The organism is Pseudomonas sp. 18173 (assembly GCF_050432945.1).
In the GTDB taxonomy this organism is placed as follows: domain Bacteria; phylum Pseudomonadota; class Gammaproteobacteria; order Pseudomonadales; family Pseudomonadaceae; genus Aquipseudomonas.
In genome coordinates, this window is record NZ_JBKFTN010000014.1 from 166,751 (window position 1) to 181,278 (window position 14,528).

General features: G+C 62.9%; 12 protein-coding genes. All 12 read left to right on the forward strand.

All coding sequences use genetic code 11. The features are described 5' to 3' along the window. Nucleotides 1-2: 2 nt before the first annotated feature. The 12 genes from ACLD1X_RS17290 to ACLD1X_RS17345 all read left to right on the forward strand — a co-directional run bounded on the left by ACLD1X_RS17290 (nucleotide 3) and on the right by ACLD1X_RS17345 (nucleotide 14,321). Entirely contained in the window at nucleotides 3-1,610 is a 1,608-nt protein-coding gene (locus ACLD1X_RS17290) for a 5-guanidino-2-oxopentanoate decarboxylase (protein ID WP_429369702.1), read from the forward strand. A 132-nt stretch (nucleotides 1,611-1,742) separates the two neighbouring features. Next, entirely contained in the window at nucleotides 1,743-2,933 is a 1,191-nt protein-coding gene (locus tag ACLD1X_RS17295; RefSeq protein WP_429369672.1) for a pyridoxal phosphate-dependent aminotransferase, read from the forward strand. Next, complete coding sequence (locus ACLD1X_RS17300) at nucleotides 2,926-4,341, forward strand: aldehyde dehydrogenase family protein (protein ID WP_429369674.1); 1,416 nt, start codon at nucleotides 2,926-2,928, stop codon at nucleotides 4,339-4,341. Before ACLD1X_RS17295 ends, ACLD1X_RS17300 begins: the two co-directional genes overlap by 8 nt. A gap of 98 nt (nucleotides 4,342-4,439) precedes the next feature. Next, complete coding sequence (locus tag ACLD1X_RS17305; RefSeq protein WP_429369676.1) at nucleotides 4,440-6,041, forward strand: ABC transporter substrate-binding protein; 1,602 nt, start codon at nucleotides 4,440-4,442, stop codon at nucleotides 6,039-6,041. 159 nt (nucleotides 6,042-6,200) lie between these two features. Next, nucleotides 6,201-7,160: an ABC transporter permease gene (locus tag ACLD1X_RS17310; RefSeq protein WP_429369678.1), complete on the forward strand. Its 960-nt coding sequence runs from the start codon at nucleotides 6,201-6,203 to the stop codon at nucleotides 7,158-7,160. Between the two features lie 3 nt (nucleotides 7,161-7,163). Beyond that, a complete protein-coding gene (locus ACLD1X_RS17315; protein ID WP_429369680.1) occupies nucleotides 7,164-7,991 on the forward strand; it encodes an ABC transporter permease in 828 nt (275 codons plus the stop codon). A 2-nt stretch (nucleotides 7,992-7,993) separates the two neighbouring features. Further along, on the forward strand, nucleotides 7,994-9,640 hold the full coding sequence (locus ACLD1X_RS17320) for an ABC transporter ATP-binding protein (RefSeq protein ID WP_429369682.1): 1,647 nt from the start codon (nucleotides 7,994-7,996) through the stop codon (nucleotides 9,638-9,640). 9 nt (nucleotides 9,641-9,649) lie between these two features. Next, complete coding sequence (locus tag ACLD1X_RS17325) at nucleotides 9,650-10,360, forward strand: NAD(P)H-dependent oxidoreductase (protein ID WP_429369684.1); 711 nt, start codon at nucleotides 9,650-9,652, stop codon at nucleotides 10,358-10,360. A 306-nt stretch (nucleotides 10,361-10,666) separates the two neighbouring features. Next, entirely contained in the window at nucleotides 10,667-11,560 is an 894-nt protein-coding gene (locus tag ACLD1X_RS17330) for a transporter (RefSeq protein WP_429369686.1), read from the forward strand. A gap of 76 nt (nucleotides 11,561-11,636) precedes the next feature. Further along, nucleotides 11,637-13,364: an FAD-dependent oxidoreductase gene (locus ACLD1X_RS17335; protein ID WP_429369688.1), complete on the forward strand. Its 1,728-nt coding sequence runs from the start codon at nucleotides 11,637-11,639 to the stop codon at nucleotides 13,362-13,364. Nucleotides 13,365-13,433: 69 nt separating this feature from the next. After that, nucleotides 13,434-13,823, forward strand: a complete 390-nt coding sequence (locus ACLD1X_RS17340) for a c-type cytochrome (protein ID WP_429369690.1) — start codon at nucleotides 13,434-13,436, stop codon at nucleotides 13,821-13,823. 36 nt (nucleotides 13,824-13,859) lie between these two features. Then, a complete protein-coding gene (locus tag ACLD1X_RS17345; RefSeq protein ID WP_429369692.1) occupies nucleotides 13,860-14,321 on the forward strand; it encodes a nuclear transport factor 2 family protein in 462 nt (153 codons plus the stop codon). Nucleotides 14,322-14,528: the final 207 nt, after the last annotated feature.

Below are 14,528 nucleotides of genomic sequence, written 5' to 3' on the forward strand. Positions count from 1 at the left end.
ACATGCAAAGCAAAACCTTGACCGGTGGCCAGGCGCTGGTGCGCCTGTTGGCCAACTACGGCGTCGATACCGTGTTCGGCATCCCCGGCGTACACACCCTGGAGCTGTATCGCGGCTTGCCCGGCAGCGGCATTCGCCACGTCCTGACCCGCCATGAACAGGGCGCCAGTTTCATGGCCGACGGCTACGCCCGGGTCAGCGGCAAACCCGGCGTGTGCTTCATCATCACCGGCCCGGGCGTGACCAACGCCGCCACCGGTATCGGCCAGGCCTACGCCGACTCGATCCCGATGCTGGTGATTTCCAGCGTCAACCACAGCGCCAGCCTCGGCAAGGGCTGGGGCAGCCTGCACGAGTGTCAGGACCAGCGGGCCATGACCGCGCCGATCACCGCGTTCTCCGCAGTGGCATTGACGGCCGAAGACCTGCCGGAACTGATCGCCCGTGCCTACGCGGTGTTCGACAGCGAGCGGCCGCGCCCGGTGCACATCTCGGTGCCGCTGGATGTGCTGTCGGCGCCGATCGCCCGTGACTGGAGCAACGACGTGGTGCGTCGTCCGGGGCGTGGTCCGGCCAATGCAACGGCGCTGGATCAAGCTGTGGCAAAACTCAACGGGGCGAAACGCCCGATGATCATCGCCGGTGGCGGTGCATTGCATGCCACCACTGAGCTGCAAGAGATCAGCACCCGACTCGCTGCGCCGCTGTTTACCAGCGTTGCCGGCAAGGGTTTGCTGCCGCCGGGTGCGCCTCTCAACGCCGGTTCGTCGTTGTGTGTGGAACCGGGTTGGAACCTGATCGCCGAGGCCGACGTGGTGCTGGCGGTCGGCACCGAAATGGCCGACACCGACTACTGGCGCGAGCGCCTGCCAGTCAATGGCGAACTGCTGCGCGTCGATATCGACCCACGCAAATTCAATGATTTCTACCCCTGCGCGGTAGCGTTGCATGGCGACGCGCAACAAACCCTCAGCGGGTTGCTCGAGCGCCTGCCGTCCGACGTGCGCGACGCCCGCGCAGCCATTGCCTCGGTGGCCGCACTGCGTGAAGCGGTCAAGGCCAGCCATGGCCCGTTGCAGTCCATCCATCAGTCGATACTCGACCGTATTGCTGCGGAGCTGCCGGACAACGCCTTCATCAGCACCGACATGACCCAGCTTGCGTATACGGGTAACTACGCCTTTGACAGTGCCGCCACTCGCAGCTGGTTGCACCCGACCGGCTACGGCACCCTGGGTTACGGCCTGCCGGCCGGGATCGGCGCCAAGTTCGGCGCGCCGCAGCGGCCGGGGCTGGTGCTGGTGGGTGACGGTGGGTTCCTCTACACCGCGCAGGAACTGGCGACCGCCGTCGAGGAACTGGACAGCCCGCTGGTGGTGCTGCTGTGGAACAACGACGCGCTGGGGCAGATCCGCGACGACATGCTCGGCCTGAACATCGAGCCCATCGGCGTATTGCCGCGCAACCCGGATTTCGCCGCCCTCGCGCGTGCGTTCGGCTGCACCGTGAGCCAGCCGCAGAACCTCGCGGAACTGCAAACCGACCTGCGCCATGGCTTCACTCGCAACGGCGTCACCCTGATCGAGCTCAAGCATGCTTGCGTTCGCTGAGTTCACTGTAGGAGCGAGCACGCTTGTGATGGACGTCAACGATTACGCGCGCTGTCTGAATGACCGGGTTGCCCTGACGTTTTTCGCGAGCATGCTCGCTCCTGCAGGGATCATGTTTATAGGAGGAAGGCCATGCGCTTTTCCGATCTGACTCAACGCATCGCCGGTGACGGCGCCGCCGCGTGGGATATTCACTACCGCGCCCTGGCGCTGCGCGAGCAGGGCCAAGACATTTTGCTGCTGTCCGTGGGCGACCCGGATTTCGACACGCCACAGCCTATCGTGCAGGGTGCCATCGACAGCCTGCGCAGCGGCAACACGCACTATGCCGAGGTGCGCGGCAAGCGTGCCCTGCGTGAAGCCATCGCCAGGCGCCACCAACAGCGCAGTGGCCAGGCCGTTTCGGCGGATCAGGTCACCGTGCTGGCCGGGGCGCAATGTGCGCTGTTCAGCGTGGCCCAGTGTGTACTCAATCCGGGTGACGAAGTGATCGTCGCCGAACCGATGTACGTCACCTACGAAGCGGTGTTCGGTGCTTGCGGTGCCGTGGTGGTGCCGGTGCCGGTGCGCTCGGAAAACGGCTTTCGCGTATTGCCCGAAGATGTCGCCGCACGCATCACCCCGCGCACCCGGGCACTGGCGCTGAACAGCCCGCACAATCCGTCCGGCGCCAGTCTGCCGCGCAGCACGTGGGCGGCCTTGGCCGAGTTGTGCATCGCCCACGACCTGTGGCTGATTTCCGACGAGGTCTACAGCGAATTGCTGTTCGAAGGCGAACACGTCAGCCCGGCGAGCCTGCCGGGCATGGCCGAACGCACGGCGACCCTCAACAGCCTGTCGAAATCCCACGCCATGACCGGCTGGCGGGTCGGCTGGGTGGTGGCGCCGCCATCGTTGGCCGCGCACCTGGAAAACCTCGCGCTGTGCATGCTCTACGGTTCGCCGGATTTCATTCAGGACGCTGCGGTCATTGCCCTGGAAAGCAACCTGCCGGAACTCGAAGCCATGCGCGAAGCCTATCGCCAGCGTCGCGACCTGGTGTGCGACAGCCTGGCCGATTGCCCAGGCGTGCGGCCGTTGAAACCCGATGGCGGCATGTTCGTGATGCTCGACATCCGCGCAACCGGGCTCAGCGCCCAGGCGTTTGCCGACCGGCTGCTGGATCGCCACGGCGTCTCGGTATTGGCTGGCGAAGCCTTTGGCCCGAGCGCGGCGGGGCATATTCGACTCGGTCTGGTGGTGGATACCGAACCGCTGCGCGACGCCTGCCAGCGCATTGCCCGTTGTGCTCAAGAATTGATGGAGGCGAAGGCTCATGCTTGATCACAAGACACTGTTTATCGATGGCCGCTGGCAAAAACCGTCGGGGCAGGGCATCGCCGAGGTGATCAACCCGGCGACCGAAGAAGTGGCTGGCCGCGTGCCGCTGGGCGATGAGCGCGATGTCGACCATGCCGTGTCGGCGGCGCGCCGGGCATTCGATTCATGGTCGCGTACGCCGTCCAGTGTGCGCGCCGGTTATATCCGTGCACTGGCTGAACAGCTGCGTAATCGTGCCGATGAGATGGCCTCGGTCATCACCACTGAACTGGGCATGCCGGTGCAATGGTGTCGCTCGGTGCAGGTCGACGGGCCGGTCATCGGCCTTGAGCAGTACGTCGAGCTGGCCGGGTTGATGGACGAAGTGCGCGAAGTCGGCAACTCGCTGGTGATTCGCGAAGCGGTGGGCGTCTGCGCGTTCATCAATCCGTGGAATTACCCGCTGCACCAGTTGATTGGCAAACTGGCCCCGGCACTGGCCGCCGGTTGCACCGTGGTGGTCAAGCCGAGCCAGGACACGCCGCTGCACGCCTTCCTGCTGGCGCAGATGATCGAGGACATCGGCTTGCCGGCCGGGGTGTTCAACCTGGTCAGCGGGCCGGGTTCGAAAGTCGGCGAAGCGCTGGCCAAACACCCGGACGTGGACATGGTGTCGTTCACCGGTTCCACCGGCGCCGGGGTGCGGGTTGCACAGGCAGCGGCGCCTTCGGTGAAACGGGTGTGCCTGGAGCTGGGCGGCAAGTCGCCGCTGCTGATCGCCGAGGACGCCGACCTGGCCGCAGCCGTGCGCTACGGCGTGCAGGACGTGATGATCAACTCCGGCCAGACCTGCACTGCGCTGACCCGCATGCTGCTGCCGGCCAGCCGCTATGCCGAGGCCGTCGAGCAGGCGCTGGCGGAAACCTTGAGCCTGCGCATGGGCGATCCTCTCGACCCGCAAAGCTTCCTCGGCCCGATGTGTTCGGCCGGGCAACGGCGGACCGTGCTCGACTACATCAAGGTCGGTCAACAGGAAGGCGCGCGGTTGCTGTGTGGCGGTGACACACCGGCGGCGTTCGAGCGCGGCTTCTATGTCAGCCCGACGCTGTTCGCCGATGTCGACAACCGCATGCGCATCGCCCAGGAAGAAATCTTCGGCCCGGTGCTGTGCCTGATTCCCTACACCGATGAGGCGCAAGCGATCCGGATCGCCAATGACTCGCCGTTCGGCCTGTCCAGCGGCGTCTGGGCCGGCAGTGCCGAGCGTGCCTTGCAACTGGGGCGGCAGATGCGCGCCGGCCAGTGCTTTCTCAATGGCGCGGCGTTCAATTACCACGCGCCGTTCGGTGGCTACAAACAATCGGGCAATGGTCGGGAGTGGGGGGAAGAGGGACTCAACGAGTTCGTCGAAGTGAAGGCGATCCAGGTGTGACGGCTGGCGATTCAAACGTTGTATGCACCGGGCCCTGGCCCGGTGTTTTGCGTGGCTTTGAATTGGTATTCCATTAGCGTTTGATCAGGGGCAATGCAATGAGCGATAACAAAAACAAGATTACTCAAGCGAACCATGAATTCAGCTTCCCGCGTCGAGACTTCCTCAAGTACAGCGCGGCGGCTGCAGCGGTGGCCGGGGCGTTCTCCATGGGGTTGCCGTCTGGCGCCTTTGCCGGGGAGGCCACGCCAAAACCCGGCGGCGTACTGCGTCTGGGCCTGGCCGGTGGCAGCACCACCGACTCCAGGGACCCTGGCTCCTGGTCCGACACCTTCACCTTCGTCGGGTTCTCGGCGGTCTATAACACCCTGACCGAGATTGCCGTCGACGGCACGGCCATCCCCGAACTGGCCGAAAGCTGGACCTCGACCCCTGACGCGCGTGTCTGGACGTTCAAGATTCGCCAGGGCGTGACCTTCCACAACGGCAAGACCCTGACCGCCGACGACGTGGTCGCTTCGATCCAGCATCACCTCGGCGAGAAATCCACCTCGGCGGCCAAGACCGTATTGGGCGACGTGGCCAAGGTCAGCGCCAATGGCAGCGACAGCGTGGTGTTCGAACTGCACTCGGGCAATGCCGACTTCTCCTACGTGGTCGCCGATTACCACCTGGCGATCATGCCGGGCAAGGATGGCGCGGCCGACTGGCAGGCCGGCGCCGGCACCGGTGGCTATCGCCTCAAGGACTTCGAGCCGGGCGTGCGCATGACCCTGGAACGCAGCCCCGATTACTGGAAGCCAGGCCGGGCACACTTCGCCAGTGCCGAGTTGATTGCCATTTCCGACGGCGCGGCACGGGTCAATGCGCTGGTCACCGGGCAAGTGGACGTGATCAACAAGGTCGACCTGAAAACCGTCGCGCTGCTCAAGCGCAACCCGAACCTGGTCATCGAGGAAACCAAAGGTGCCCAGCACTACACCTTCCCGATGCTCACCGACAGCCAGGTGTTCCTGAACAACGACGTGCGCCTGGCGATGAAGCACGCGATCAACCGCGAAACCCTGCTGGCCTCGGTGCTGCACGGCTATGGCCTGGTGGGCAACGACCACCCGATCCAGCCCGGCAGCCGCTTCATCAACACGGCGCTGGAACAACGCACCTATGACCCGGACAAGTCGCGCTTCTACCTGAAAAAGGCCGGAATGGATTCGCTCAAGGTCCGCCTGCAAGCCTCCGACGCGGCCTACACCGGCGCCGTGGATGCCTCGGTGCTGTTCAAGGAACAGGCCCGCGCCGCCGGGATCGACATCGACGTGGTGCGCGAGCCGGCGGACGGCTTCTTCTCCAACGTGTGGATGAAGCAACCGTTCACCACCTCGTTCTGGTACAGCAGCCTGACCGCCGACCGCATGTTCAGCATCGGCTACGCCAAAGGCGCGGCGTGGAACGAAACCCACTGGGACAACCCGCGTTTCAACCAACTGCTCAACGCCGCCCGTGGCGAGATGAACGACCCGCTGCGCCGCGAGATGTACAACGAAATGCAGGCGCTGTGCCGGGACGAGGGCGGGGCGATCGTGCCGCTGTTCGCCAGTTCCGTGGCGGCGCGCTCCAATCGCGTGGTTCACGGCGGCCAGACCGCGCCCTATGGCGAGCTGGATGGCCTGCGGGTGATCGAGCGGTGGTGGCAGGCGTAAGCATTCGTCAACGATGAAGAACCACTGTAGGAGCGAGCTTGCTCGCGAAAAACACCAAGGCAACGCGGGCACTCAGACAGCCCGCGTCATTGTTGACGTCCATCGCGAGCAAGCTCGCTCCTACAGTTGGAAACTGTGGTCTTCGTAAGGAATTACGCGGTGAATAGTATTTTCAGGTTGCTACTTCAGCGTTTGGCATTGGGGCTGTTATCGCTGTTCGCGGTATCAGTGATCATTTTCCTCGCCGTCGGCATGCTCCCGGGTGATATCGCCCAGGCCATGCTCGGCCAGTCGGCCACCCCGGAAACCGTGGCGGCGTATCGGGCGCAACTGGGGCTGGACCTGCCGCCGTTGAGCCGTTTCGGCCACTGGATCTGGCACCTGCTGCAAGGTGACCTCGGTGTGTCGCTGGCCAACCAGCGTCCGATCGCCGAACTGGTGGGCGCGCGTTTGGGCAACACCTTCAGCCTCGCCTTGCTCGCGGCACTGGTGTCGGTGCCGCTGGCCTTGCTGCTGGGGATGCTCGCGGCGTTGTACCGCAACAGCTGGTTCGACCGCTTGCTCAACACCTCGGCCCTGAGCGCGGTTTCGTTCCCGGAGTTTTTCGTGGCCTACATCCTGATCCTGGTGTTCGCGGTGAAGCTCGACTGGTTCCCGAGCATTTCCAACCTGGCGCCGGATGCCTCGTTGGCCACGGTACTGCAACGCTCGGTGTTGCCGGTGGCAACCCTGAGCCTGGTGGTGATCGCGCAGATGATGCGCATGACCCGCGCCTCGTTGATCAACCTGCTGGCCAGCCCCTACATCGAAATGGCCCGGCTCAAGGGCATCAGCCAGTCGCGGATCATCTTCCGCCACGCCTTGCCCAACGCCCTGGCCCCCATCGTCAACGTGGTGGCGCTGAACCTGGCGTACCTGGTGGTCGGCGTGGTGGTGGTCGAGGTGGTGTTTGTCTATCCGGGGCTCGGCCAGTTGCTGGTGGACTCGGTGGCCAAGCGTGACATCCCGGTGGTGCAGGCCTGCAGCCTGATCTTCGCCGCGACCTACATCCTGCTCAACACCAGCGCCGATGTGCTGTCGATTGCCAGCAACCCACGCCTGATGCATCCGAAGGGGTAGACCATGAGCCTGTTGAAACAAGTGTGGCGGGCGCCATTGAGCGCCAAGTTCGGGTTGTCGATGATCCTGCTTTATGTGCTGGTGGCGATCTTCGCGCCGGTATTGGCACCGTTCGGCGAAACCCAGGTGGTGGGCGAGGGCTTTGCACCCTGGGGCGGGCAGTTCCTGTTGGGCACCGATAACCTGGGGCGCGACATGTTCAGCCGTCTGGTTTACGGCGCGCGCAACACCCTGGGCATTGCCTTCCTCACCACCGTCCTGGCGTTCCTGCTCGGTGGCTTGAGCGGCCTGGTCGCGGCGATCAAGGGCGGCTGGATCGATCAGGGCCTGTCGCGGGTGGTGGACATCCTGATGGCGATTCCGCAATTGATCTTCGCCTTGCTGATCCTCAGCGTGGTCGGCACCACGGCGACGTCGCTGGTGCTGGTGATTGCGCTGCTGGATGCGACCCGGGTGTTTCGCCTGTCGCGTGCCGTGGCGATGAACGTGGTGGTGCAGGACTTCGTCGAGGCCGCACGCCTGCGCGGTGAAGGCCTGTGGTGGCTGGTGACCCGCGAAGTGCTGCCCAACGCGGCGGCACCGCTGATTGCCGAGTTCGGCCTGCGTTTCTGCTTCGTGTTCCTGTTCATCAGTGCGCTGTCGTTCCTCGGCCTGGGCATCCAGCCGCCGACCGCCGACTGGGGCAGCATGGTGCGCGACAACGCGGTGCTGATCACCTTCGGCGACATCAGTCCGCTGTTGCCCGCCCTGGCCGTGGCCCTGATCACGGTCAGCGTCAACTTCGTCGTCGACTGGATGCTGCACAAATCCAGCGGCCTCAAGGAATGCTGAACATGACGACTACCAAACCTTTGCTGGAAATTCGCGACCTGCACATCGAAGGCCATTACGAAGACGCCTGGCATCCGCTGATCAAGGGCATCGACCTGACGCTGCAGCGGGGCGAGGTGCTGGGCCTGATCGGCGAGTCCGGCGCGGGCAAGTCGACCCTCGGCCTGTCGGCCATGGGCTATACCCGCGACGGCTGCCGGATCACCGGCGGCTCGGTGCATTTCGATGGCATCGACTTGCTCAACGCCAAGCCTGAAGCCCTGCGCAAACTGCGGGGGCTGCGGATCGCCTATGTGGCACAGAGCGCGGCAGCCTCGTTCAACCCGGCCCACCGACTGATCGACCAGCACGTCGAAACCGCGGTGAAAAACGGCGGCATGAGCCGCGACCAGGCCATGCGCGAGGCGGTGGAATTGTACCGGGTGCTGCGCCTGCCCAATCCCGAAACCATCGGCCAGCGCTATCCGCATCAGGTGTCCGGCGGCCAGTTGCAGCGGGTGATGACCGCCATGGCGATGGCCTGCCACCCGGACCTGATCATCTTCGACGAACCGACCACGGCGCTGGACGTCACCACGCAGATCGAAGTGTTGGCGGCCATCCGCGATGCGGTCGCGACTTATGGCAGCGCAGCGATCTACATCAGCCACGACCTGGCGGTGGTGGCGCAGATGGCCGACCGCATCATGGTGCTGCGCCATGGCAAGCTGGTGGAGGAGGCCGAGACCCGCCAGATGCTCGGCGATCCGCAAGAGGAGTACACCAAGTCGCTGTGGGCGGTGCGCAGTTTCCGCACCGAACCCAAGGCGTGCCCGCAACAGGAGCAACCCCTGCTGGAACTGCGCAACAGCTGCGCCAGCTACGGCCAGCAACCGGTGCTGCACGACGTTTCGCTGAAGCTGTATCGCGGCCAGACCCTGGCGGTGATTGGCGAGTCCGGCAGTGGCAAAAGCTCCACCGCGCGGTTGATCACCGGTTTGCTGCCACCGACCTACGGCCAGGTGCTGTACGACGGCGAACCCTTGCCGGCGGACTTTCGCCAGCGCAGCAAGGAACAACTGCGGCGCATCCAGATGATCTACCAGATCCCCGACACGGCGCTGAATCCGCGGCAGCGCATCGTCGACATCATCGGCCGGCCGCTGACCTTTTACCTGGGCCTCAAGGGCAAGGCCATGCGCGCCCGGGTGGCCGAACTGCTGGAAATGATCGAACTCGACCCGGCGACCTTCATGGATCGCCAGCCCCGGGAACTGTCCGGCGGCCAGAAACAACGCATCTGCATCGCAAGGGCCCTGGCGGCCGAACCGCAACTGATCATCTGCGACGAAGTGACCTCGGCCCTCGACCAGCTTGTGGCTGAAGGCGTACTGAAACTGCTCAACCGCATCCAGCAACAGCTGGGTGTCGCCTACCTGTTCATCACCCACGATGTCGCTACTGTACGGGCGATTGCCGATGAGGTATTGGTCATGCAACGGGGCAGGGTGGTGGACCACGGCTCGCGCAGCCAGATCTTCACCCCGCCGCATCAGGACTACACCGGGCTGCTGTTTTCTTCCGAACCGCAAATGGACCCCGACTGGCTCGACCGGTTGCTGGCCACGCGCGCCTCAACATCTTCAACCGATACGCTGGAAAAAGTCTAAGGAACCACCATGAAAGTATTGATCGTCCACGCTCACCCGGAGCCGCAATCCTTCACCGCCGCCCTGCGCGACCAGGCTGTCGCCACCCTTGAAGCCCAGGGCCACGAAGTGCAGGTCAGCGACCTGTACAAAATGAACTGGAACCCGGTAGCCAGTGACGCCGACTTCTCGAACCGGGAAAACCCCGAGTACCTGGTCTATGCCCTGGAACAACGCCTGGGCGTGAAGAGCCAATCGTTGGCGGCGGACATCCAGGCTGAGCTGGACAAACTGCTGTGGGCCGACCTGCTGATCCTCAACTTCCCGATCTTCTGGTTCTCCGCCCCGGCCATGCTCAAGGGCTGGATCGACCGGGTGCTGGTGTCGGGCATCTGCTACGGCGGCAAGCGCTTCTACGACCAGGGTGGCCTGGCCGGCAAGAAAGCGCTGGTGAGCGTGACCCTGGGCGGCCGTGAGCACATGTTTGGCGAAGGCGCGATCCATGGTCCGCTGGAGGACATGCTGCGGCCGATTCTGCGCGGCACCCTGGCTTATGTCGGGTTCGATGTGCTGGAGCCGTTTGTGGCCTGGCATGTGCCGTATATCAGTGACGAGGCGCGCAAGGGCTTCCTGGAAGACTACAGCCGCCGCCTGCAACACCTGAGCGACGATCAGCCGCTGGTGTTTCCGAAGTTGTCGCAGTTCGATGACAAGCTCTATCCGCTGACCACCAATGCCTGATTAGCACCACAAGTCCTGTGGGAGCGGCGCACCGCCGCTCCCACAAAAAGCAGTATTGCAGGTCCAGCTTCCAACTCCCGCCGCTTGAACCGAAAGCCATTGTTCAATGGACGCTCCCTTCGCCTTTCTTCGCAAAGTCCGCACCGTACTGTTTGCAATTCGCGAACACAGATGTCGCTGGCTCCGCAATTGTTGAGAGGTGCCCCCCAGCCTATTGTTCGCTCACCCAATGACGGCGCCGGTCATTGAGCACACAACAAAAACAATAAGCGGAGAACCTTCATGAGAGCTGGATTCAGTCTCGCGATGAATATGGCAGGTCTCGGGCTATGTGCCTTGGGCGCTTGCATTTATCCAACAGACAAGGCGCAAGCATCAGGCATTCCCTTTGCCAGCAACAGGCCCCAGAGCTTCCAGTTCAGTTCGGACTTCACCGAACCCTACAACTCGGTCGGTCAGGAGTTCGAGTACAACAATGACCGCAAACGCTTTGACGATCATGGCAACAAGGTCGCCGGCAGTGGGACTGAAACCTACGTTGGCCTGACTTCGTTACTGCATTACTGGAAAATGGACGGGCTGCCCAATACCGGGTTTATCGCCAGTATCACCCTCCCCGAGATTGCGATTCGCGGCAATGGCACGCGGGTCAGCGGCTTCGGCGATCCGCTGGTTGGCGGCCTGGTCTGGTACAACCCGACGCCGCTGCGCACGATCGGTATGCAAGCCTATGTGCAACTGCCGACCGGCGCGGAATCGGTCAGCAGCGACACCTATGCCCTGTGGCCCTCGCTGTTCTACAACGAGTGGCTGGGCAAGGTGAACATCGACCTGCTGGTCGGCGCCATCATCCGCGGTGAAGGCCCGCACCACACGGACCCTGGCGACACTGCGCATGCCAACCTGCGCCTGGGCTACAACATCGTTGATCGCCCGACATACCAGATCACGCCCTTTGTCAGTGCGGACTACCAGAAAACCTTCAGCACCAAGGATCGCGACAACAACGACATCGACTTCTCCGACTCCAACGAAACCGCGCTTGGCGCCGGCGTGCTGTTTCAGCTCAAGCCCGGGGTCCAGAAGGTGTTCAACCAGAAAATGTGGGATCAGGTGTCCATCCACTATTCCAAAGGTGTGGAAGGGCGCAACACCACGGTCACGGACGGCTTGTTTGTGCAGTTCTGGCACTACTGGTGAGTCATCGACGCCTGCCTGCGTCCTGTGGTCTGCCGCTTTGTGGTGTTGAGGCCGTTACTTTTTCCGGAGAATAAAAATGAATGACGAAAAGCAAAAAAATGAGCTGTCGCGACGCAACTTCATCAAGGCCAGCGCCGCTGGCACCGCTGTCGCCGCACTGTCGGGCGTGGCTGGGCGGGCAATGGCCAGTGACGAGCTGCCCTTTGATCGAGAGCACGACATAGTCGTTGTCGGCGGTGGCGGTAGCGGATTGCCGACCGCACTGTTCTCCCGTTGGCTGGGCAACGACGTGGTCATCCTGGAAAAAGCCGGCAGCCCGGGCGGCACTGCGGCCAAGGCAGCGTTCTGGTACTGGGTGCCAAACAACAAACCGATGCGTGACGCCGGCATGGTCGATGAAAAAGCCGACTACATGCGCTATGTCGCTCGTCTGACACGCCCGCAATCCTACGACGCTGCCTTGCCAAAGCTCGGCCTGTCGGATTGGGAATACGAGATGTGCGAAGCCATCTACGAGAGCGCTTCGCCCGCCGCCGAACTGTTGGCCGAACGTGATGCGCTGCCTTACCGGCATTGCCCGGATGTGCCGGATTACTGGTCCGAACTGCCCGAAGACAAAGCCAGGAAGGGCCGCGTACTGGTGCCCAAGGAAGCGCGGCCGAGCATGTCCGACGGCGGTCGCGTTGCGATCCGCACGCTGACCGCCGCCGCCAAGCGTGACGGGGTGCAGATCCGCACCGGCGAACGGGTAGTGAAAGTGATCATGAACGGCAAGGGTGAGGCGGCGGGTGTCGAAGTCGAAACCGAAGAGGGCACGCGTGAGCGGGTCAAGGCGCGCAAAGCGGTGATTTTCGCCACCGGCGGTTTCACCCACGATCCGGAGTTGCGCCGCAACTTCCTCAACGCCCCGGTCTATGGCGGCTGCGCGGCGCTGACTAACGAAGGTGATTTCATCCGCATTTCCAGTGAGCTGGGCGTGCAGTTGCGCAACATGAACTACGCATGGTCGTGCCCGATTCTTTTGGAAAAAGCCCTGGCCAAGGACGGTTCGATGTCCGGCATCTTCACCATGAACGGCGATTCGATGCTGATGGTGAACAAGTACGGCAAGCGGATCGTCAACGAAAAGACCGTCTACAACGAAATGGTGCCGACCTTTTTCCAGTGGGATGGCAATAAAGCCGAATACCCGAACCTGGTGATGTTTTCGATCTGGGACCAGCAGGCCCAGGACAACTGCAGCAGCGATGAATACGGCTCGCCCATCGTGCCCAAGGGCGGCAACGACCGTCATGTGGTCCGTGGCGAAACCCTCGAAGAGCTGGCGACGAACATCGCGGCGCGACTCGATAAACATGCTTCCGATATTGGTGGCCTGAAGCTCAGCACGGATTTCATTCTCAACCTCAAGGCTACGCTCAAACGCTTCAACGATCTGGCGAAGAATGGCAAGGATCTGGACTTCCATCGTGGTGAGCTGGCGATCCAGGGCGTCTTCACCGGCCCGGTCAAACCCGATCGCACCGGTAACCTGACGATGTACCCACTGGCCGCGAAAGGCCCGTACTACGCCGCGTTGATAACGGGCGGCAATCTGGACACCAAGGGCGGACCGAAAACCAACTCCGTCGGGCAGGTACTGAACAACGCCAATGCGCCGATCCCGGGATTGTACGGTGTCGGTAACTGTGTGGCGTCGGCTTCCGGTCGCGCCTATTGGGCAGGCGGTTCGACACTCGGCCCGATCATCGCCTTCGCCTATCGCGCGGCGAACCAGGCGCACAAGGAGGCGAGTCGCAGCTGAATCAACCCCGGGTCGCCGTCACTCGCGGCCCGTCGATGCCTTAACCCGTGATTGAATGAGAACAACACTATGAGTCATTTCCCGCGAAAAGCCCCGGTGCTGTTGATGCTGGCTGCCAGTTTCGGTCTGGCTGGCGTTGCTCTGGCCGACGATCTGGAACTCGCGCAAAAACTGGCAACCAACCATTGCGCGGTCTGCCACACCTTCGACAAGGGCGGGCCGCCAGGGCAGGGGCCGAACCTGTTCGGGCTGCTGGGTCGCAAGGCCGCCAGCGAATCCAACTTCACTTACAGCGACGGCTACAGCAAAGCCGTGTCCGGCAAGGTGTGGGACGAACAGATGCTCGACGCCTGGCTGACCGATACCCAGGCCGTCGCGCCGGGCAGTGCCATGGTCTATGCCCAGGGCGACCCGGCCAAACGGCAGAAGATCATCACCTACATTAAGTCGCTGCACTGACCGCAGCCCCTTCCCAGAAACACTCCGGAGACAGCCATGATCAGCACCCTGACGATGACCGACGAACAACGTAAATCGGTCGCCCTGGAATACCTCAAAGCCTTCGACAACGGCGGCATCACCTCTACCGGCGGCAGCATTCTCGACCTGTTCGCCGACGACGCGCAGGTCTTGTTCCCAAAGTGGGGCCTGGCCACCGGTCGTGAACAGATCGGTCAGATGTTCGCGGACCTGGGCAGTCGCTTGAAGTCGATCACCCACGACTACGCACACTTCAACTGGATCCTGACCGGCACTGACACACTGGTCTGCGAAGGCACCAGTTTCGGCGAACACGTGGACGGACCATGGCGCGCCGGTGTACCGACCGCGGCGGGTGCCGGTTATTGGGCTGACGTATTCGAAATTCGCGACTTCAAGATCCAGCGCTGCTTCATCTACCTGGACCCTGATTACGGCAGCCAGGACACCGCGCGCTACCCTTGGCTCAATCGCTGATGTAGGCCGACGATGACGCGGGAAACCTGACTCCTGCGGTGTTCTCTGGTTTTTCGCGAGCAAGCTCGCTCCTACAGAAAGCCTGTGATCCCTGTAGGAGCGAGCTTGAACTGGCCTAATAATTCCGGACACCTCTTAAGGGCGATATGATTTCGCCAACTTGGAGGTTCCATGAACGAAAGAAAGGTCTACACCCGCGAGTTCAAG